The organism is Paracoccus sp. (in: a-proteobacteria) (genome assembly GCF_030538495.1).
In the GTDB taxonomy this organism is placed as follows: Bacteria; Pseudomonadota; Alphaproteobacteria; order Rhodobacterales; family Rhodobacteraceae; genus Paracoccus.
In genome coordinates this window covers 155,702-176,225 of sequence record NZ_JAUNTW010000007.1, presented here as the reverse complement: position 1 = coordinate 176,225, position 20,524 = coordinate 155,702, and the positions used below count along the sequence as shown (strand labels likewise).

General features: G+C 62.8%; 22 protein-coding genes and 1 tRNA gene. 17 read left to right on the top strand and 6 right to left on the bottom strand.

Annotated elements, in window-relative coordinates; genetic code table 11:
- The first annotated feature begins 311 nt into the window (after positions 1-311).
- The 11 genes from Q4G20_RS08950 (at position 312) to Q4G20_RS08900 (ending at position 12,818) form a co-directional block, all read left to right on the top strand.
- A tRNA-Cys gene (locus Q4G20_RS08950) sits at positions 312-385 on the top strand.
- Positions 386-414: 29 nt separating this feature from the next.
- Positions 415-930 (top strand): thermonuclease family protein, encoded by a 516-nt coding sequence (locus Q4G20_RS08945; protein WP_303343092.1) that lies wholly within the window; start codon positions 415-417, stop codon positions 928-930.
- 18 nt (positions 931-948) lie between these two features.
- Positions 949-2,133, top strand: coding sequence for a 3-deoxy-D-manno-octulosonic acid transferase (locus tag Q4G20_RS08940; protein WP_303343091.1), 1,185 nt, complete (start codon positions 949-951; stop codon positions 2,131-2,133).
- Positions 2,134-2,163: 30 nt separating this feature from the next.
- Complete coding sequence (locus Q4G20_RS08935) at positions 2,164-2,574, top strand: DUF1178 family protein (protein ID WP_303343090.1); 411 nt, start codon at positions 2,164-2,166, stop codon at positions 2,572-2,574.
- An 88-nt stretch (positions 2,575-2,662) separates the two neighbouring features.
- A complete protein-coding gene (locus Q4G20_RS08930; protein ID WP_303343089.1) occupies positions 2,663-3,919 on the top strand; it encodes an aspartate kinase in 1,257 nt (418 codons plus the stop codon).
- Between the two features lie 55 nt (positions 3,920-3,974).
- The gene (gene ptsP, locus Q4G20_RS08925) at positions 3,975-6,221 is read left to right on the top strand and encodes a phosphoenolpyruvate--protein phosphotransferase (RefSeq protein WP_303343088.1); all 2,247 of its coding nucleotides are present in this window, start codon (positions 3,975-3,977) and stop codon (positions 6,219-6,221) included.
- A gap of 68 nt (positions 6,222-6,289) precedes the next feature.
- On the top strand, positions 6,290-7,807 hold the full coding sequence (locus Q4G20_RS08920) for a glucan biosynthesis protein (RefSeq protein ID WP_303343087.1): 1,518 nt from the start codon (positions 6,290-6,292) through the stop codon (positions 7,805-7,807).
- Positions 7,804-9,867 carry a glucans biosynthesis glucosyltransferase MdoH gene (gene mdoH, locus Q4G20_RS08915; protein WP_303343086.1) on the top strand — a complete coding sequence of 688 codons (2,064 nt, stop codon included), beginning with the start codon at positions 7,804-7,806 and terminating at the stop codon, positions 9,865-9,867. The genes Q4G20_RS08920 and mdoH overlap by 4 nt, the downstream gene beginning before the upstream one ends.
- A complete protein-coding gene (gene opgC / locus Q4G20_RS08910) occupies positions 9,864-11,018 on the top strand; it encodes an OpgC domain-containing protein (protein WP_303343085.1) in 1,155 nt (384 codons plus the stop codon). The genes mdoH and opgC overlap by 4 nt, the downstream gene beginning before the upstream one ends.
- Positions 11,015-12,016 carry a tRNA dihydrouridine(20/20a) synthase DusA gene (gene dusA / locus Q4G20_RS08905; protein ID WP_303343084.1) on the top strand — a complete coding sequence of 334 codons (1,002 nt, stop codon included), beginning with the start codon at positions 11,015-11,017 and terminating at the stop codon, positions 12,014-12,016. The genes opgC and dusA overlap by 4 nt, the downstream gene beginning before the upstream one ends.
- Complete coding sequence (locus Q4G20_RS08900) at positions 12,009-12,818, top strand: sulfite exporter TauE/SafE family protein (protein WP_303343083.1); 810 nt, start codon at positions 12,009-12,011, stop codon at positions 12,816-12,818. The genes dusA and Q4G20_RS08900 overlap by 8 nt, the downstream gene beginning before the upstream one ends.
- A 4-nt stretch (positions 12,819-12,822) precedes the next feature.
- Here Q4G20_RS08900 and Q4G20_RS08895 read toward each other — a convergent pair whose 3' ends face one another.
- Positions 12,823-13,206: a DUF2147 domain-containing protein gene (locus tag Q4G20_RS08895; protein WP_303343082.1), complete on the bottom strand. Its 384-nt coding sequence runs from the start codon at positions 13,204-13,206 to the stop codon at positions 12,823-12,825.
- A 93-nt stretch (positions 13,207-13,299) separates the two neighbouring features.
- On the opposite strand from Q4G20_RS08895, the gene hisA reads away from it, so the two are divergent.
- Positions 13,300-14,016, top strand: coding sequence for a 1-(5-phosphoribosyl)-5-[(5-phosphoribosylamino)methylideneamino]imidazole-4-carboxamide isomerase (hisA, locus tag Q4G20_RS08890; RefSeq protein WP_303343081.1), 717 nt, complete (start codon positions 13,300-13,302; stop codon positions 14,014-14,016).
- On the opposite strand, the gene Q4G20_RS08885 is transcribed toward hisA, so the two are convergent.
- The gene (locus Q4G20_RS08885) at positions 14,013-14,459 is read right to left on the bottom strand and encodes a DUF302 domain-containing protein (RefSeq protein WP_303343080.1); all 447 of its coding nucleotides are present in this window, start codon (positions 14,457-14,459) and stop codon (positions 14,013-14,015) included. The two genes, hisA and Q4G20_RS08885, sit on opposite strands and share 4 nt — an antisense overlap.
- 99 nt (positions 14,460-14,558) lie before the next feature.
- Here Q4G20_RS08885 and hisF point away from each other — a divergent pair, with 99 nt between their 5' ends.
- The 5 genes from hisF to aat all read left to right on the top strand — a co-directional run bounded on the left by hisF (position 14,559) and on the right by aat (position 18,224).
- Positions 14,559-15,320, top strand: a complete 762-nt coding sequence (gene hisF, locus Q4G20_RS08880) for an imidazole glycerol phosphate synthase subunit HisF (protein WP_303343079.1) — start codon at positions 14,559-14,561, stop codon at positions 15,318-15,320.
- Positions 15,317-15,634, top strand: coding sequence for a phosphoribosyl-ATP diphosphatase (locus Q4G20_RS08875; protein ID WP_303343078.1), 318 nt, complete (start codon positions 15,317-15,319; stop codon positions 15,632-15,634). The genes hisF and Q4G20_RS08875 overlap by 4 nt, the downstream gene beginning before the upstream one ends.
- A 92-nt stretch (positions 15,635-15,726) precedes the next feature.
- Positions 15,727-16,242: an acetyl-CoA carboxylase biotin carboxyl carrier protein gene (accB, locus tag Q4G20_RS08870; RefSeq protein WP_303343077.1), complete on the top strand. Its 516-nt coding sequence runs from the start codon at positions 15,727-15,729 to the stop codon at positions 16,240-16,242.
- A 7-nt stretch (positions 16,243-16,249) separates the two neighbouring features.
- Positions 16,250-17,596 (top strand): acetyl-CoA carboxylase biotin carboxylase subunit, encoded by a 1,347-nt coding sequence (gene accC, locus Q4G20_RS08865; protein WP_303343076.1) that lies wholly within the window; start codon positions 16,250-16,252, stop codon positions 17,594-17,596.
- A gap of 4 nt (positions 17,597-17,600) precedes the next feature.
- A complete protein-coding gene (aat, locus tag Q4G20_RS08860) occupies positions 17,601-18,224 on the top strand; it encodes a leucyl/phenylalanyl-tRNA--protein transferase (RefSeq protein ID WP_303343075.1) in 624 nt (207 codons plus the stop codon).
- Here aat and Q4G20_RS08855 read toward each other — a convergent pair.
- From Q4G20_RS08855 to nrdR, 4 genes are all read right to left on the bottom strand, one after another.
- Positions 18,191-18,568, bottom strand: a complete 378-nt coding sequence (locus tag Q4G20_RS08855) for a DUF2155 domain-containing protein (protein ID WP_303343074.1) — start codon at positions 18,566-18,568, stop codon at positions 18,191-18,193. The genes aat and Q4G20_RS08855 overlap by 34 nt on opposite strands.
- Positions 18,546-18,920 carry an NADH:ubiquinone oxidoreductase subunit NDUFA12 gene (locus Q4G20_RS08850; RefSeq protein WP_303343073.1) on the bottom strand — a complete coding sequence of 125 codons (375 nt, stop codon included), beginning with the start codon at positions 18,918-18,920 and terminating at the stop codon, positions 18,546-18,548. Before Q4G20_RS08850 ends, Q4G20_RS08855 begins: the two co-directional genes overlap by 23 nt.
- 69 nt (positions 18,921-18,989) lie before the next feature.
- A complete protein-coding gene (ribD, locus tag Q4G20_RS08845) occupies positions 18,990-19,967 on the bottom strand; it encodes a bifunctional diaminohydroxyphosphoribosylaminopyrimidine deaminase/5-amino-6-(5-phosphoribosylamino)uracil reductase RibD (protein WP_303343100.1) in 978 nt (325 codons plus the stop codon).
- A gap of 26 nt (positions 19,968-19,993) precedes the next feature.
- On the bottom strand, positions 19,994-20,452 hold the full coding sequence (gene nrdR / locus Q4G20_RS08840) for a transcriptional regulator NrdR (protein WP_303343072.1): 459 nt from the start codon (positions 20,450-20,452) through the stop codon (positions 19,994-19,996).
- Positions 20,453-20,524 lie beyond the last annotated feature (72 nt).

The following is a 20,524-nucleotide window of genomic DNA, read 5'->3' as shown; positions in this document are numbered from 1 at the left end:
CGCTTGAATGGCATTCAAGAGGTCAGGGGTTCGACTCCCCTTGGCTCCACCAAATAACTTCCTGTTTCAGATGATCGGCAACGACATGACCGACGAAAAGCGCGTTCGCGACGCCATAGATGTTGTGCAATCTTATCTGCGCAGCACATATATCGTTGACAGTTGCCGCGCCGATCCAGCCTTTGGCTGCGTGTCCTGTCAGGCGATTGATCTGGACAGGCAGCTGGACCAACTTGCGGGCATGCTTGACACAAGCCCCCCTAATCGCACTTGACCCCAACGCAACAACGCTTTAACAACCCCAAATCGGCGGTGGGTTGGCGGAGAGGTTACGCACCGGATTGCAAATCCGTGTAGACCGGTTCGATTCCGGTACCCACCTCCACAGTCGCGCGAAACGCCGGTTTCCCCACGATGACGCACAGTGCCGCATTGGACGCCTTTCTTAGCTTTGCCGTGCTGGTTGCCCTTGCCGCGATTGCGTTTCACGCGATCACGCGCCGCGTGGGAACGACCGGGGCAAAGGCGTTGCGCGGGCCGGCTTGGGTCACGGACGGCGACACGATTGTTATTCGCGGGCGCCAGGTCCGGTTGTTTGGAATTGACGCGCCGGAATTGCACCACCCCTATGGCCAGAACGCCAAAGGCGCGCTGATCCGCCTGTGCAACGGTCAGATTATTCATGCCGAAATCATGACGCAGGACGTTCACGGCCGCATTGTTGCCCGTTGCCGGTTGCCTGATGGCCGTGATCTGTCGGCGGAAATGGTTAAGCTGGGCTTGGCGATTGATTGGCCCAAGTTTTCGGGTCATGAATACCGCCAGTTCGAGGTGCAGGACGTCCGCAAGAAATTGTGGCTGGCCGATGCGCGGCAACGGGGGCGCATGGATGTGTGGCAGCGATATGAGGCGCGGCGGGATGACCGCTAAAACGGGCCGGGGGGCCGGATGATTTACAACGCCGCGACCCATATTGCCGGGGCGGCGCTGCGGATGCGGGCGGCGCTTGGCGGCGATACCCTGCGCGCGCGGCTGATGCTGGACGGTGTGCCGGGGCCTGCTGCGGTGTGGGTGCATGGGGCGTCGGTCGGGGAACTGACTTCGGCCCGGCCCATCATTGACGCCTTGGCGCGGCGTTTCACCGTGCAGGTCACGACGAACAGCACCACCGGGCGCGATATGGTCGCGGGTTGGGGCCTGCCGGTCTGTCTGGCGCCGCTGGATGTGCCGGGGGCGCTGCGGCGGTTTCTGGACGCGGTGCAGCCGCGCCTGTCTCTGACCATCGAGGCGGAACTCTGGCCCCGGCGATCCGCTGAACTGGCGCGGCGCGGCGTGGCGCAAGCGGTGATTGGCGCGCGGATGTCGGAACGCTCGGCGCGCAAATGGGCGCGGTTGCCGGGGCTGATCGGGCCGCTGCTGGCGCGGATTGACGCGGCATCCGCGCAGGATGCGGGCAGTCAGGCGCGGCTGATGGCCCTTGGTTTGCGGGGCGATGCGCTGCTGCTGCCGCTGGATCTGAAGCTGCTGACCCCGGCCCAGATCACGCCGCCCGATGATCCCCCCGACCGGGCGCGGGTGATTTTGGCGGCCTCCACCCATCCGGGCGAGGATGCGCCGATACTGGATGCCTTTGCCACGCTGACCGGGGCGCGGCTGATACTGGCCCCCCGCCATCCGCAGCGTGGGGATGATATTGCGGCGCTGATTGCCGCGCGGAACCTGCGCTTCGCCCGGCGCAGTCAGGGCGCGGATGATGCGCCGGATGGCGGGGTGCTGCTGGCCGATACGCTGGGCGAGATGCCCCGCTGGTATGCCCGCGCGCAGGTCTGTTTTGTCGGCGGTTCGCTGGTCGATCATGGCGGGCATACGCCTTGGGAACCCGCGGCCTATCGCTGTGCGATTCTGCGCGGGCCGTATGACGCCAATTTCGCCGACAGTTACGCGGCACTGCATAGGGCGGGTGCGGCGCGGGTGGTGACGGATGATCTGGCCCGCGTGCTGGCCGATCTGACCGCGAACCCCGACCACGCCCGCGCCATGGGACAGGCCGCGCGCAAAGTCCTGACGTCGCGCGCCGGGGAACCGGGCGCGCTGACCGACCACCTGTCAGCCCTTGCGATGCGCGACAACTGACACGATATTAACGGAAAACAGGTAAGGCACATGATCCGTTATTCCCTGCGCTGCGCAAAAGGCCATGACTTTGACGGCTGGTTCCGGTCGTCCGACGCGTTCGATACGATGCGCGGCGCGGGTCAGGTCACTTGCGCGCATTGCGGATCGGCGGATGTGCAGAAATCGCTGATGGCGCCGTCGGTGCCGACCAAACGCGCGCCCCTGACCACCCCCACTAATGACGCCGAAAAGGCGCTGAACGACCTGCGCCGCCATGTCGAGGAAAACTCGGATTATGTCGGCATGTCCTTTGCCCAGACCGCGCGCGACATGCACGATGGCACCACCCCCGCCCGCGCAATCCACGGCGAGGCCACGCCCGAACAGGCCCGGCAGTTGATCGCGGACGGGGTGCCGGTCGCGCCCCTGCCCTTTGTTCCGCGGCAAAAGGCGAATTGACGCGCGGGGGCCGGAACGCCCCTTGCCCTTTCCCGGCGTCGCCCATACAACCCGCGCCGACATGCAACCCCTTGGCTGGAGGCCCTTGATGCCGCTTCTGGTGATGAAATTCGGCGGAACATCCGTCGCAGATCTGGACCGTATCCGTAACGCTGCCCAAAAAGTGCAGCGCGAAGTTGAACGTGGATACGATGTTATCGTCATCGTCAGCGCCATGTCGGGTAAAACCAACGAATTGGTGGGCTGGGTGGAACAAACCTCGCCCATGTTTGACGCGCGCGAATATGACGCCGTGGTGTCGTCGGGTGAAAACGTCACGGCGGGCCTGATGGCGCTGACCTTGCAGGAAATGGGCGTTCCGGCCCGGTCGTGGCAGGGCTGGCAGGTGCCGATCAACACGACCGCCGCCCATTCCGCCGCGCGTTTCGTCGATATTCCGCGCGCCAATATCGACCAGAAATTCGCCGAAGGGTTCAAGGTCGCCGTGGTCGCCGGGTTCCAGGGGCTGGGACCGGACGGGCGCATCACCACGCTGGGCCGGGGCGGGTCGGACACGACCGCCGTTGCCTTTGCCGCCGCTTTTGGCGCGGAACGCTGCGATATTTATACCGATGTGGACGGCGTTTACACGACCGATCCCCGCATCACGTCCAAGGCGCGCCGTCTGGACAAAATCGCCTTTGAAGAAATGCTGGAGCTGGCCAGCCTTGGCGCCAAAGTTCTGCAAACGCGGTCGGTTGAGCTGGCCATGCGTTTTAATGTCCGCCTGCGCGTGCTGTCGTCGTTTGACGAAACCGATGAAAATTCAGGCACCCTGATCTGCGATGAGGATGAAAAAATGGAATCGAAAGTCGTCAATGGCGTTGCCGCGTCGCGGGATGAGGCGAAAATTACGCTGGTCACGGTCGAGGATCGCCCCGGCATTTCGGCCTCGATCTTTGCGCCTCTGGCCGATGCGGGCGTCAATGTCGATATGATCGTTCAGAATATTTCCGAAAAGGATTATGACGATCACCCCGGCGCGGTCACCGATATGACGTTTTCCGTTCCGATCAATCAGGTGGAACGCGCCAAAAAAGCCATGGAAGAGGCGCGCGCCGCCGGCAACATCGTTTATGACGAACTGGTCGTTGATACCGAAGTGGCCAAGGTGTCGGTCGTTGGCATAGGGATGCGCAGCCATGCGGGCGTCGCCGCCCGTATGTTCAAGGCACTGGCCGATGAAAACGTGAATATCAAAGTCATCGCCACCAGCGAGATTAAAATTTCCGTGTTGATCGACCGCAAATATATGGAACTGGCGGTTCAGGCACTGCATGATGCCTTTGAACTGGATAAGGCGTAACATCGCCCGGCACCGGCGTTTGCGCGTCGGTGCCTGAACCAAAGGCAGGAATGCGATGCAGGACCGCAGCGACAGCGATTCCCGCAAGCTGCTGTTGCGGCTGAAAGAGGTTATGGCCGTTCAGGGGGGCGGTCAGGACCGGCTGGATCGCATCACCGATCAGATCGCCGATTCGATGGGAACGCAGGTCTGTTCCATCTATCTGTTCCGCGACGCTGAAACGCTGGAACTCTGCGCGACGCAGGGCTTGCGCGCCGCATCCGTTCACAAAACCCGCCTGCGTCTGGGCGAAGGTCTGGTCGGCCGCGTGGCCCGGTCGGGGCGCTATGTGAACACCGCAAACGCGCCGTCTGAACCCGGTTTTCGTTACATGCCCGAAACCGGCGAAGAAATTTATCCAAGCTTTTTAGGCGTTCCCATTCAGCGGGTTGGCGAAAAGATGGGCGTGCTGGTCGTGCAATCCCGCAATGCCCGCCAATTCAGCGAAGACGAAATCTATGGGCTTGAGGTCGTGGCCATGGTTCTGGCCGAAATGACCGAACTGGGCGCGTTTTCCGGCACGCAGACCGACAGCCTGCCTCTGGCGCATCGGTTCCCTCTGATGATCCGCGGCACCACCGGCCAAGAAGGCGCGGCCGAGGGGCGCGTCTGGCTGCATGAACCGCGCGTTGTGATCACAAACCCGGTGGGCGACGATCCCGAAACCGAACTGGCGCGACTGCATCAGGCGGTTGACCAGCTGCGCAGCACGGTTGACCTGATGGTTGCGGATATGGACATGACCGGCGACAGCGAACATGCCGCCGTGCTGGAAACATATCGCATGTTCGCCAATTCCCGCAGTTGGCTGCGCCGGATGGAGGAAGACATCAGCGCGGGCCTTTCTGCCGAAGCCGCTGTTGAAAAAGAACAATCCGCCGCCCGCGCGCGTCTGGAAATGGCGCCCGACCCGTATTTGCGCGACCGTCTGCATGATCTGGATGATCTGTCGAACCGGCTGTTGCGCATCCTGACCGGACAGGGCAGCGACACCGGCGCCGCCATGCCTGACAACCCGGTTCTGGTTGCGCGGAACATCGGCCCGGCCGAGCTGCTGGAATATGGCCGCCGTCTGCGCGGTGTCGTGCTGGAGGAAGGCTCTGTCGGCAGTCACGCCGCGATTGTGGCGCGCGCCTTGGCGATTCCGCTGGTCATCCACGCCGCCCGCATCACGACCGAGGCCCTGAACGGCGACCCGATCATGGTGGACGGCGATCAAGGCACCGTTCATCTGCGCCCCGAAGACACCGTCGCCGCCGCGTTCCGCGACAAAATGGCGATGCAGGCGCAGGCGCAAAGCCGCTATGCCAGCCTGCGCACTCTGCCCGCGACGGGAACCTGTGGCACCACGGTGCATCTGTATATGAACGCCGGTCTGATGGCCGATCTTCCGTCGCTGGCGGGTTCGGGGGCCGAAGGCGTGGGCCTGTTCCGCACGGAATTGCAATTCCTGATCCGCAGCCGCGTGCCGCGCCGGGGCGAATTGGCCAGCCTCTATTCTCGCGTTATGGACAACGCGCAGGGCAAACCCGTGATGTTCCGCACGCTGGATATCGGTTCGGATAAGGTTCTGCCCTATATGAAACCGCAGGACGAACCGAACCCCGCAATGGGCTGGCGCGCGATCCGGGTGGGTCTGGACAAACGCGGCGTGCTGCGGATGCAGTTGCAGGCGCTGATCCGCGCGGCGGCGGGGCGTCCGTTGCACGTCATGTTCCCATTCATCGCCAGCATCGGCGAATACGAAGCCGCCTATCGCGAATTGATGCAGGAACTGGCGCGCGAACAGCGGCTGGGCCGCGCGCTGCCGTCCGATATTCGCGTCGGCGCGATGCTGGAAACGCCGTCGCTGGCCTATGCGCCGAAACGGTTCTTTGAAATGTGCGATTTCATTTCGATTGGCGGCAACGACCTGAAGCAGTTTTTCTTTGCCGCCGACCGGGAAAATGAACGGGTGCGGCGGCGCTATGACACGCTGGACGTGTCCTTTATCGCGCTGCTGCGGCAGATCATCGACCGCTGCGACGATGCGCGTGTGCCACTGTCGTTCTGCGGCGAAGATGCGGGCCGCCCGGTCGAGGCGTTAACCTTTGCCGCCTTGGGGTTGCGGCGGTTGTCGATGCGTCCGGCATCCATCGGGCCGGTGAAACATCTGATCCGGCATGTGTCGCTGTGCGATCTGCGGCAGGTGATTGATGATGCGATTGCCAGCGGTGAAACCAATATCCGCCGCCCGGTCACGGAATGGTTGGCGCGACACTGACCGCGCCGCCTTGCTGCATCGCGGCATTTGACCTAAGTTAATATGTCTTTACCGTGAGTCGCCCCTGAATGCAGCGCCGCCATTTCCTGACTGCCGCAACCGCACTTGCTGCCGGTGCCGCAATCACGCCCGCCCATGCCGAAACGCCTGACGCCGCCCCGCAGCCCTTTGGGTTCGAAGACGTCGCCCGCATCGCCGCCGACCGCGCATCGCGCGTTTACACCCAACCCGTTTCGCAACTGACGGGCAGTTTCCGCGACCTGAATTATGACCAATACCGCGCGATCCGGTTTCGCCGCGATGCCGACCCGTGGGCCGGTGGCGCGTTCGGGATTGACCTGCTGCCGCCGGGGTCGATTTTCTATGAACCCGTGCAGATCAATATGGTGCAGGATGGCGTGGCGCGGCCTCTGCCCTTTGACCCGCATCTGCTGGATTTCGACGCGTCACAGTTCCCCGATGGCGCGGATGTGGAAACCGTTGGCAATATGGGCTGGTCGGGGTTTCGCGTGCGCACGGCGCTGAACCGGCCTGATGTGATGGACGAATTTCTGGTGTTTCAGGGCGCCAGCTATTTCCGGGCCGTGGCGCGTGGGACGTTATATGGCCTGTCCGCGCGCGGGCTGGCGATCAAAACCGGCAGCCCCGACGGCGAAGAATTTCCGCTGTTCACCGATTTCTGGATCGAACAACCCGATGATGACAGCGTGCGGATTTACGCTGTGCTGGATAGCAAATCGGTGGCGGGCGCGTATCAATTTGACGTGACCCCCGGCCCGGTCACGATGGTGCGCACGCGTGTGGCGCTGTTTCCGCGGGTCGATCTGCGCGAAACGGGGATTGCGCCGCTGACCTCGATGTTCTGGTTCAGCCCCGCCAGCCGCCGGGTCGTCGATGATTACCGCCCCGCCTGCCATGACAGCGACGGGTTGCTGATGCAAACCGGCGCGGGTCAAACGCTGTGGCGGGGGCTGGCATCCCCGCGCGCGCTGCAAATTTCGTCCTTTATGGATGACAACCCGGCGGGGTTCGGCCTGATCCAGCGGGCGCGCGATTTCGCCACCTATCAGGACGCCGAGGCGATGTATCACCTGCGCCCATCCGCCTGGATCGAACCCGAAGGCGATTGGGGGCCGGGTCAGGTCCGGCTGGTCGAAATTCCGGTCGAAAACGAATTTAACGACAACATCGTCAGTTACTGGGTGCCTCAGGCCGTGATGGCGCGCGGGCAGCGGCATGAGTTTGGTTACCGCCTGTCCTTTTCCGCGCTGCCGCCCAGCGGGCAGCCGCTGGCCAAGGTGCGTCAGGTCCGGTCGGGCCGGTCGATCAATGTGGAAACGACGCGCAGCTTTATCATCGACTTTGATCTGGCGCTGTTCCGCGACAGCCTGCCGGATCACCGGGTGACGACTTCGGCCGGGCAGATTGTTCATTCCTATCTGAAGCCCCTGCCCGATCAGAACGTGCTGCGGCTGGCGTTTGAATTTGACCCCGCCCGCGCGACTCTGGCCGAATTGCAGGCGGTGCTGCTGGGCGCGGATGGGGTCGCGCTGTCGGAAACATGGTTAACCCGCTGGACCGCATGACGCCGATCACACCCCCCGAACAGCCGCTGGCCATGCCGGTGCAGGATTTCCGCGTGGCCCCGGCCCGGCGCGCGGGATCGCGTGACAGCCTGAGGGTGTGGCTGGCGCGGCTGACCGCCTTTGGCGGCGCGGCGGCGATTGCGGTTCTGGGCTGCGCGCAGATGCTGCGCACCTTTGGCGACAGCCCCACGCCGATGCAGATTGCGTTTCTGGTGTTGTTCGTGCCGACCTTTGGCTGGGTGGGGTTTTCGTTCGCATCCGTCATTGCGGGGCTGTTTGCGCCCGCGCGGCAGACTCCGCCCGGACCAAACACCGCCCGCGTCGCCGTCGTTATGCCGATTTACCACGAAGACGCGGGCGCCAGCATCGGCCTGCTGGCGGCACTGGCGCAGGAACTGGCCGCCAGCGGCATGACGGGACGGGCCGAGATTTTCGTGCTGTCCGACAGCCGCGATCCGGCGATTGCGGTGAATGAAACGCTGGCCGTCGCGCAGGCGCGCGCTACGTCGCCCGTGCCGATCTGGTATCGCCGCCGCCTGACGAATGAGGACCGAAAAACCGGCAATATCGCCGATTTCGTGCGCCGTTGGGGCGGGCGTTACGATCAGATGGTGGTGCTGGACGCCGACAGCGTGATGACCGGCGCGACCATCCGCGACCTGTCCGCGCGCCTGTCCGCTGACCCCGATCTGGGCCTGATCCAGACGATCCCGATGCTGGTGGGCGCGGAAACCATCTTTGCCCGTGTGACGCAATTTGCGGGGCGGGTTTACGGCCCGATGATTGCGCGCGGCGTGTCGGCTTGGTCCGGCAATACCGGCAATTACTGGGGCCATAACGCGATCATCCGCATGACGGCCTTTGCCCAATGCTGCGGGTTGCCGCGTTTGCCCGGCAGGCCCCCCTTTGGCGGCACCATCCTGTCGCATGATTTCGTCGAGGCCGCCGCTCTGTGCCGCGCGGGCTGGCGGGTGCGGCTGGATCACGACCTGCGCGGCAGTTTCGAAGGCTGCCCGCCCACCCTGTTGGATATGGCCGCGCGGGAACGCCGCTGGGCGCAGGGCAATCTGCAACATATTCGCCTGATGGGGATGCGCGGCCTGCGCGGGATCAGCCGCGCGCATTTCATCATCGGCGTGCTGGGATTCGTGATGTCGCCGCTGTGGCTGGCGCTGATTATGGTGGGGCTGGTGCTGTCGGCCACGGTGCTGCTGTCCACGCCGGAATATTTTCCCCAATCCTATCAGTTGTTTCCGACCTGGCCGGTCTTTGACAGCCGCCGGATGCTGTGGCTGTTCGCCGCCGCGATGACGTTGTTGTTGCTGCCGAAACTGATTGCGACGTTCCGTGCATGGCTGCGTCCCCTGGCCCGCAATTCGGGCGGGCGGGTGCGCATTTTCGCCAGTGCGCTGTTTGAAACCATCCTGTCGGCGCTGATTGCGCCTGTGCAGATGCTGGTGCAAACCCGCCAGATCGCCGAGATTTTGCAGGGCCGCGACAGCGGCTGGAACGCCCAGACCCGCGCGGGGCATATGCCCGATTGGCGCGTGGTGCTGGGGCATCACTGGCTGCATATGGTGCTGGGGCTGGGGACGCTGATTGTGCTGGCCGCGCTGTCGCCCGCACAACTGATCTGGCTGTCGCCGATTCTGGCGGGGCTGATTCTGTCGCCGATCACCTCGCGCCTGTCGGCCAGTCCGGTTCTGGGCCGTTGGGCGCGGATGCGCGGCCTGCTGGTCACGCCCGAAGAACGCGATTCGCCCGCCATTCTGACCGCCGCCTCTGCTGTGACGCGCGCGCTGCCCCGCCCGGTTCAGGGCCACGCCTCCATCCTGCGGCTGGGCCGAGACGCCGATCTGCGCGCGCACCATCTGTCCGCCACAACGATCTGGCCCGCCGATCTGCCCCGCCCGCTGCGTCTGGCGCAGATCACGGCGGCGGCGAAAATCGCCCATGCCAGCGATCAGCGCCGCCTGCTGGACGATCTGGACCGGGTCGAGGCCGACGCGCTGATTTCAACCCCCGACCTGCTGACTGCATTTTCGAAACTTCCCGCATGAACCGATTGATAACGCTGGATATGATGCGCGGTTATGCGCTGATCAGCATTATGGTGAACCACATGCCCGCGTCAGTCATGCGCGGCTGGACGCTGCCGAATTTTTCGATCTTTGACGCGTCTGAATTGTTCGTGCTGCTGTCGGGGTTTCTGGTCGGGCTGGTCTGGCTGTCGATGGAACGCCGAGACGGTCGCCGCGCCGTGCAATTGCGCTTCGCCCGCCGCGCGTTTCAGGTCTGGCGCGCGATGATCATTGGGGCGGTGCTGATGGCGTTGTTGTCGGCGGGACTGTTGTCGCTGGACCTGCGCCACACCGCGATCTGGAACCAATATGCGGTGTGGGTGATGGAAAACCCGTTCGGCTATGCCGGGTCGGTGGCGGTGCTGTGGTTGCAGCCGAACCTGATCGACGTGCTGGCGGTTTATGTCGTGCTGATCGCGACGGTGCCGGTTTTGGTGCCGGTGCTGATCCGCTGGCCACTGGTTTTCGGGGTCGGGTCGGTGGCGCTGTGGTGGTTCGGGCCGGACCTGAACGCGCTGATCCCCAATCACCGACGCCAAGGCGGGCTGTTGTTCAACCCCTTTGGCTGGCAAATGCTGTTTTATACCGGCGTTGCTATGGGGGTGTTTCGTCACGCAATGATGCCGCGCCTGTGGCCGTGGCGGCATGGGATCACGGTGCTGGCGGCGGGGATGTTCGCCTTTGGCTGCGCGATTATCATTGCGGCAAAGTTCGGCGAACCCGCCCTGCCCGTCCGCACCGCCCTGCGCGCGGTTTACGGCACGATTGATAAGTGGAGCCTCGACGGAACCCGTTATCTGGCCATCATCGCGGCCTGTTGGCTGATCGCGGTGCCGCTGGCGCGTCCGGCGGAATGGCTGGCCGCAACCCGTCTGGGCGTGGCGATGCAGCAGATCGGGCGCGGCGGGCTGTGGTCATTCGTCATCTGTGTGCTGCTGTCGGTTCTGGCCGATGCGTTTCAGATTAACCCCGCCGGGCGCGGCATGGCCTATCGGCTGGCCGTGGACCTGTGGGCCTGCCTTGCGCTGTGGTGGGCGGCGGTGATGTGGCTGCGATTCGGCGCACCGGCTTGGCGCGACGGGTTTTCGCGGCTAAAACGCAGCAACACAGCTCAGCCCGCAGGATCATGACGACAGCCCCCGCACATTTACTCTCCGTCGCGCCGATGATGGACTGGACCGACCGCAATTGCCGCCGGTTCCATCGGATGATGTCGCGCCGCGCGCTGCTGTATACCGAAATGGTCACCGCGCCCGCCGTCATCCATGGCGACCGGGGGCGGCTGTTGGATTACGACGCCGCCGAACATCCCGTCGCGCTGCAACTGGGCGGGTCGGACCCGCGCGAATTGCGCGCGGCGACGGCGATTGCGGCGAATTGGGGCTATGACGAGGTGAACCTGAATGTCGGTTGCCCCAGCGACCGCGTGCAATCGGGCTGTTTCGGCGCGGTGCTGATGAAAACGCCAGAGCTGGTGGCTGAATGCGTCACCGAAATGCAGGCCGTCAGCCCGGTTCCCGTCACGGTGAAATGCCGCATCGGCGTGGATGACCAAGACGCGGCGCAGGTGCTGCCCGCGTTTTTGGGCGTCATGCGCGCGGCAGGGGTCACGCGCCTGACCATCCACGCGCGCAAAGCATGGCTGCAAGGGCTATCCCCCCGCGAAAACCGCGAAATTCCGCCGCTGGATTATCCGCTGGTGCATCAGATGCGCGCGGATTTCCCCGATCTGGACCTGTCCATCAATGGCGGCATCACCGATCTGGCGCAGGTGCGCGACCATCTGGCGGTGATGAACGGGGTGATGGTCGGGCGCGCGGCCTATCATCAGCCGTGGCAGGTGCTGGGCGCGGCGGATACGCTGTGGCAGGACACTCCGCCCTTTGATCATCCGGTTGAGGTCGCCCATGCGATGCGGCCTTTGATTGCGGATCATCTGGCGGCAGGCGGGCGGCTGCACCAATTCACGCGACATATGCTGGGGCTGTTCCACGGCCTGCCCGGTGCGCGCGGCTGGAAACGCACCCTGTCCGAAGGCGCATCAAAGGGCGGGATTGAAATTTACGACACCGCCCTGTCCACCGTTACCCAATCCCTCACCCAACAATCCGAGGCCCATCATGATTGACCTGATCATCCCCGCCCTTGCACTGGCCGCGACGGGGGCGGTTGCGGGCGTATTGGCCGGGCTGTTGGGCGTCGGCGGCGGCATCGTGCTGGTCCCGGCCTATTTCTATGTGTTCAGCGCGGCGGGCTTTGGCGGGCCGGGGGTGATGCAACTGTGTTTGGCCACATCGCTGGCGACGATTATTGTGACCTCGGCCCGGTCAGTGATGGCCCATCATCGCAAAGGCGCGGTCGATTGGGACGTGCTGCGCGGCTGGGCGCCGGGAATTGCCGTTGGCGCGCTGATCGGGTCGCAAACGGTGGGCGCGCTGCGGACCGAAACGCTGCAAATCATTTTCGGCGTCATGGTCGCGGTGATTGCCGTTTATATGATGGTGTCCCGCGTGCATTGGCGACTGGCAGACGACATGCCAACCGGCTGGCGTCGTTGGATTTTTGCGCCCTTTACCGGGTTTATATCGGTCCTGCTGGGGATCGGCGGCGGCAGCATCGGGGTGCCGCTGATGACGCTGCACGGGCGGGCCATTCACCGCGCGGTCGCCACGGCGGCGGGGTTCGGAGTGCTGATCGCGGTGCCGTCGGTTCTGGCCTTTCTGTTGATGCCGGTTCCCAATCCGCCGCCGCTGACGGTGGGTTCGGTGAACCTGCCGGCCTTTGCGCTGACGATTGCGATGACGATGATGACCGCACCGATTGGCGCGGATCTGGCGCATCGCACCGATCCCAAGCGGCTAAAGCGTTACTTCGCGTTTTTCCTGTTACTGGTCGGGCTGAACATGCTGCGCAAGGCGCTGATGGGATAGGCCGTCAGCGCACCCGCACCCAGGTTTCCCCGTCGCAAATCAACCCGCCGGCGACGCAGCCCGACACCCTCAGCCGGTCGCCCTGCACCGACGCCTTGCCCGTATATTGCCGGTTGTTGGTCGGGCGCAACAAACGCCCCCGATAATCGCCCCCAGCCTGAGGCACCATATCCATCACCACGCGCGCCCCGACATATTCCGTCGGCGTGTTTTTCCCGTCCACATAGGTGCGCGTGATCGTGCCGCAAAACGCAGCCCCGCAAGGCGCAATCGTCACATGCGCGAAGCCGCCATCGGCTTCGGGCGCGGTCTGCCACACCCCGGCAATCGGATCGGCCGCCGCGATCCCCGCCCATAACATCGCCACACATGCCAGTAAGAAACGCATCGCCGTTCCCCTTTTACCCCGTCTGAAAACAGCTTTACGCCACGCCCTGCCACGTGTCAAAGACAGGATAATTAAAATTTGACGGAGTTCGCCATGATCCTCTATCCCGCCATTGACCTAAAGGACGGAAATTGCGTGCGTTTGTTGCGCGGGGATATGGACGCGGCGACGGTGTTTGGCACGGATCCGGCGGCGCAGGCCCGCGCGTTTCAGGATGCCGGGGCGGAATGGCTGCATCTGGTTGATTTGAATGGCGCTTTTGCCGGTCAGCCGGTAAATGGCGACGCCGTGCGCGCCATTCTTGACGCCACCGATATTCCCGCGCAGCTGGGCGGCGGCATCCGCGACATGGCCACGATCGAAGGATGGTTAACCGCCGGTCTGCGCCGGGTGATTCTGGGAACCGTCGCGGTCGAAGACCCCGATCTGGTCCGGCAGGCCGCCGCGGCCTTTCCGGGGCAGATCGCCGTGGGCATTGACGCCCGCAACGGACGCGTGGCGACGCGCGGCTGGGCGACCGAAACCGACATCCAAGCCGTTGATCTGGCGCAACAATTCCAAGATGCGGGCGTGGCGGCCATCATCTATACCGACATTGACCGCGACGGCGCTATGGGTGGCCCGAACATTGACGCGACGGCGGCACTGGCCCGAGCGGTCGCGATTCCGGTCATCGCATCGGGCGGCGTGTCGTCCATGGCCGATCTGATCGCCCTGCACGACACCGGCGTGATCGAGGGCGCGATTTCGGGCCGCGCGCTGTATGACGGCGCGCTGAACCTGTCGGACGCCTTGGCCGCGCTGAATTAACGACCCGCTGCGGCGGCGCTGAGATCTTTCAGCGCCGCTGACATGGCGCGAATATCGCCGTCTATTTCGATATTTTCTAGCCTAATCAGGCGCTTGGGAATGTCCTGATAGGCGATCCAAACATCACGGTTTTCATCCTCGAACACCAGAATACGCAGGGGCAGGAACAGCCCCGCCAGACGGTTTCGTTCGATAATGGGCGTGAAATGTTCGGGATGACCAAAGATCACCAGCTGCGATTCGCCAATGTCGCGCGTGACACGAATCGCGCCAACCCCATGATCCACGATGGAAAAAACGGTTGATCCTGATGCGCCGATGGCATCAACCAACCGCGCGACCGTCCGCCGGACATCCGCGTTCGACGCGATCAGGCGCAGATCATCCCCAGCAACCGGCGGGGCGAGCAGAAAAAATGCGACAGATTTTAACCAGATTTTCATTAAATCCTCGGTAGAATTGGGGGCAGTTTGGCGTCAAGACCTCTGGCGGGCAAGCGGCTATGGGACTATGTTCCGACGATAGTTATGAAGGCGGCGCGGATGCTGAAAACCCGGATTATTCCTTGCCTTGACGTGGCCGATGGCCGCGTGGTCAAGGGCGTGAATTTCGTTGATCTGATCGACGCGGGCGATCCCGTGCAGGCGGCGCGCGCCTATGACGCGGCCGGGGCGGATGAAATTTGCTTTCTGGACATTCACGCCACGCATGAAAATCGCGGCACGATGTTTGATCTGGTGACGCGGACCGCCGAACAGTGTTTTGTGCCGCTGACCGTGGGCGGCGGCGTGCGGACCGTGGATGATGTGCGCGCGCTGCTGCTGGCCGGGGCGGATAAGGTCAGTTTTAACTCTGCCGCCGTCGCCAACCCCGATGTTGTGGCGCAAGCCGCTGACCGGTTCGGCAGCCAGTGCATCGTGGTGGCGATTGATGCGAAAACCGTTGCACCCGGAAAATGGGAAATCTTTACCCATGGCGGGCGCAAACTCACCGGCATCGACGCTGTTGAATTCGCCCGCACCGTCGCCTCCAAGGGCGCGGGTGAGATTTTGTTAACCAGCATGGACCGCGACGGCACCCGCGCCGGGTTCAACATCCCGCTGACCCGCGCCATTTCCGACGCCGTGAATATCCCCGTCATCGCATCGGGCGGCGTCGGCACGCTGGACCATCTGGTGGAAGGTGTGACCGAAGGCGGGGCAAGCGCGGTTTTGGCGGCCTCGATCTTCCATTTCGGCACCTTTACCATTGCGCAGGCCAAGGACCATATGGCTGCCGCAGGCATCCCGGTGAGGTTGCAATGACCCCGATTGAACGCCTTGCCGCGACCATTCAGGCGCGCAAATCCGCCGATCCCGACAGCAGTTGGACCGCCAAATTGCTTGCCAAAGGCCCGGAAAAATGCGCTGAAAAATTCGGGGAAGAGGCCATCGAAGCCGTGATCGAGGCGGTGCGCGGCGACCCCGATCGCCTGACGGCGGAGGCTGCGGATGTGATCTTTCACCTGTTGGTCATGCTGGCCGCGCGCGATGTGACGCTGGACGATGTGCAGGCGGAACTGGCGCAACGGGAAGGAATTTCGGGAATCGCAGAAAAGGCCGCGCGAAAGCCCGCGTAAAATGCGGCAAAGCCTTTTAATTCCACCGTCAAAACGGTAATAGCGCAGCAATCACCGGCAAAACCGCCGGACGTTATGTGGCAGAGGACGGCATGAGCAAGGATTCGAACAACGGCAAACATCACGAAGGCGACGTGGCTTTCATCCGGTCGCTGGCCGAACTGCTGAATGACAGTGACCTGAACGAAATTTCGGTCAAACGTGAATATGGCGAATATGACCGCCTGACCGTCAGCCTGGCGAAACAGGGTAAACAAACCGTTTACGCCGCACCGGCAGCGGCCCCCGCCTTTGCACCCGCGCCCGCAGCCGCGCCGCACGCCCCGCAACAGGCCCCGGCTGCTGCGCCCGTGAATGATGATCCGGCCAGCCTGCCGGGTGCCGTGACCTCGCCCATGGTTGGTACGGCCTATCTGTCGCCCGAACCCGGTGCCGCGCCGTTTGTCCAGATTGGTCAATCGGTTGCCGAAGGCGACACCCTGATGATCGTCGAGGCGATGAAGACCATGAACCACATCCCCGCCCCCCGCGCCGGGACGGTGAAACGGATTCTGGTCGATGACGGCAGCCCGGTCGAATTTGGCGCCCCCCTGATGGTCGTCGAGTGAGGCGGCAATGTTTGACAAAATCCTGATCGCCAACCGGGGTGAGATTGCCCTGCGCGTGATCCGCGCCTGTCGTGAAATGGGCATCCAAACCGTCGCGGTCCATTCGACGGCGGATGCGAACGCGATGCATGTCTTTATGGCCGATGAATCGGTCTGCATCGGCCCGCCCTCATCCGCGCAAAGCTATCTGTCGATGCCCGCGCTGATCTCTGCCTGTGAAATCACCGGCGCGCAGGCGGTGCATCCGGGCTATGGTTTTCTGTCGGAAAACGCGGGCTTTGTTCAGATGCTCGAAGATCACGACATCACCTTTATCGGCCCGCGTGCGGAACATATCCGCATCATGGGCGATAAAATCACCGCCAAGGATACGATGAAGGCGCTTGGTGTGCCTTGCGTTCCGGGCAGCGACGGCGGTGTTGATGACGTGGAATCGGCGCTGCGGATTGGCGACGAAATCGGCTATCCGGTGATCGTAAAGGCGACGGCCGGCGGCGGCGGACGCGGCATGAAGGTGGCGCAGAACGCCGCCGAGATGGAAATCGCCTTCCGCACCGCCCGGTCCGAAGCGAAAGCCGCCTTTGGCAATCCCGATGTTTACATCGAAAAATACCTGCAAAAACCGCGCCATATCGAAATTCAGGTGTTCGGTGACGGCAAAGGTCGCGCGGTGCATTTGGGCGAACGCGATTGTTCGCTGCAACGCCGCCACCAAAAGGTGTTTGAAGAGGCGCCCGGCCCCTGCATCACCGCCGACGAACGCGCGCGCATCGGACAAATCTGCGCCGACGCCGTGGCCCGCATCGAATATGCCGGTGCTGGCACGATTGAATTCCTGTATGAAGACGGTGAATTTTATTTCATCGAAATGAACACCCGCCTTCAGGTGGAACACCCGGTGACCGAGGCGATTTACGGCGTCGATCTGGTGCGCCAGCAAATTCTGGTTGCCGCCGGTCACGATATGGAATTCCAGCAGGCCGATCTGACGCCCAATGGCCACGCGATCGAGGTGCGGATCAACGCCGAAAAGCTGCCGAATTTCTCGCCCTGCCCCGGTCGGATCACGCAATTTCATGCGCCCGGCGGGCTGGGGGTGCGGATGGATTCGGCGCTGTATGACGGTTATTCGATCCCGCCCTATTATGACAGCCTGATCGGCAAACTGATTGTTCACGGTCGCGACCGGCACGAGGCTATCGCCCGGCTGGCACGCTGTCTGGACGAATTGATCGTGGACGGCGTAGACACGACGATCCCGCTGTTCCGTGGCCTGCTGCAAGACCCTGATATTCATTCAGGAAATTACTCGATTCACTGGCTGGAACGCTGGTTGAAGCAGCATCTGGGCTGATGCAATGACCCCTGCGCAATTGCTGGCCGGCTATGCGCAGGGGATTTTTCCCATGGCGGAACGCGCGGATGATGACCAGCTGTTCTGGTTTGATCCGCCTTGGCGCGGCGTTCTGCCGGTCGGTGGCGTTCACGCGTCCCGTTCCTTGCGCCGTGATTTGCGCCGGGGCGAGTGGTCCGCCGATTTCGGTGATTTTAACGATGTTGTCGATCACTGCGCGCGCCGTGATGAAACATGGATCAACGCCCCGCTGCGCGACTTGTATCATGCCTTGCATCAGGCCGGATATGCCGATTCGATCTCGGTTTATCAGAATGGCGAATTTGCGGGCGCGATGTTCGGTGTTACTCTGGGCGGCGCGTTTTTTGGCGAAAGCATGATGTCGGCGCGCGCGAATGGATCGAAAATGGCGCTGATCTGGGCATCGTCGCATCTGGCGCGATGCGGATTCACCCTGTTCGACACGCAATTCCTGACCCCACATCTGGCCAGCATGGGTGGGGTCGAAATATCCCGCGCCGATTATCGGTTAAAATTGTCCGGCGCTCTGCCGAAAAAGGTTCATTTCCGCGCGCATCCGTTGCCTGATGCGGATCATCTTTTGCAGGAAATCACCCAGACGTCATAACGCGGATCGTCCAAGGCCGACAGCGCCGGAGAACTGGCGATCATCCACCCCGCAAACAAGGTGACATTCTGCTGCATGTCCGTGATGGTCATCTGGGCAAACGCATCGGAACTGGGATCGCCGGACGGATAGCGACATTCGCCCAGCCGCACCTCTAACCGGCCATAGCGGACGGCATCGCCAACCGCCAAGGGAATATCCGTCGCCCGGCCCGAAATCTTATCCAGACCGCGCAACAAAGCACCGCTGCCGCGCGTCATATCCTGCGCGGCCACAGGCATAGCCAATGCGACGGCCAAGGCACTGATAATAAATCGCAATTTATTCAGGCCGCCACGCATCATAATCACGCCGCTTGGTCGGTTCGACCTGATACAGCGAGCCATCGGGGACATAGGCCCCGGGCGTCCCGGTCAGGTTTTCCTGATGCGGCAGCTGCCAGTCGCGGTTCTGCATCGGATCTTTGGTCGGCGGTTCGGCAAAGGTATGATGCAGCCAGCCATGCCAATCGGGGCTGATCCGGCTGGCCTGCGCCTCGCCGTTGTAAATCACCCAGCGACGCGCGCCGTCTTTGGTCTGGTAAAACAGGTTGCCCTCGGCATCCTCACCCACCTTGACGCCATTGCGCCACGTCCAGAACTGTGTGTTCAGCGTCTGGCCATTCCACCAAGTCAAAAAGCGCAACAGAAAGTTCATGGGCGACCTCATCGACGATATCGACATGGGTATGCCCCGGAATGGCGCAAAGGTCCAGCCTTTACAGGGTTAATCGCGCCGCCAGTGATGGAACAAATCCGGGCCGATCATGTCGGCCTGAACCAGTCGGAATCGCGGGGCATCGGCCAGATGCGGCAGGTTCAGCGGGCCAACCGATGGACGCCCGTCACCGCCCAGAATCACCCCGGCCGTGTATCCGATCAGCTGATCAACCAGCCCCGCCGCCAAGAGCGACGCCGCCAGCTGTCCCCCGCCTTCGCAGAAGATGCGCGTCAGCCCACGCGCAGCGAGTTCCGTCATAAAATCAGATGGTTGACCCGACACCTGCCACAGTGGGCCGTAATCTGGACTTTCCTCGGGCAAGTCCGGCAGCGGCTGCGATGACACGATAATACGCACCGGCTGACGCGGCGTTTGAACGCCACGCACATTCAGCCGCGGATGGTCGGCCCGCGCGGTGCCGCCCCCGACCATCACCGCATCATGCTGCGCGCGTATCTTGTGAACATGCGCGCGCGCCTGCGGGCCGGTGATCCATTTACTTTCCCCCGACGCCGTGGCGATCCGCCCGTCAAAGCTGGTCGCCAGCTTCAGCGTGACGAAAGGCCGATTTTGCGTAATCCGCAGCAGGAATCCCTGCTGCAATTCGCGCGCCTGATCGTGGCGGACGCCTTCGATCACGTCGATGCCGGCGGCCCGCAGCATCGCATGACCGCGCCCGGCGACTCGCGAATCGGGGTCGGTTAAGGCGCTGACAACGCACGCAATTTTGGCATCAATCAGCGATTGGGCGCAGGGCGGGGTTCGTCCGTAATGTGCGCAGGGTTCCAACGTGACATAAGCGGTCGCGCCCTGCGCCGCCGCCCCTGCCTGATCCAAAGCCATGCGTTCGGCATGGGGACGCCCGCCCGGTTGAGTCCAACCCTGACCGACAACCCGCCCATCCCGGACCAGAACGCAACCAACGGCAGGGTTCGGCCAGACATTCCCCAAGCCCCGCGCCGCCAATTGCAGCGCGTGATCCATGTGGCGCAGATCGTCGGGATCAGCGGTCAATCGGCATCCGGTCGTAGCTCAGACACGAATTTATCGAAATCATCCGCATCTTGAAAGTTCTTGTAAACACTGGCAAATCGGACATAGGCGACGTTATCAATCCGCGACAACGCCTCCATCACGATTTCACCGATGGTTTTCGATGGAATATCTGTTTCACCGCTGCTTTCCAATCGACGCACCAGCCCGGAAATCATCTGTTCGATACGTTCGGGATCAACCGGGCGTTTTTGCATCGCAATACGGATCGAACGCGCCATCTTGTCGCGATCAAAATCTTCGCGTTTGCCATTTGATTTCACGACCACCAAATCGCGCAACTGCACCCGTTCATAGGTGGTAAAGCGACCGTTGCAGGCGGGGCATAGACGACGACGGCGGATGGCCACGTTATCTTCCGCAGGGCGCGAATCCTTCACCTGCGTATCGACATTTCCGCAAAACGGGCAGCGCATTCGGTTGTCCCCATCCATCAATAATCCCCATGAACTATAGGCGTCTTGGCAGGGCTTGGGTAGGACTATCCA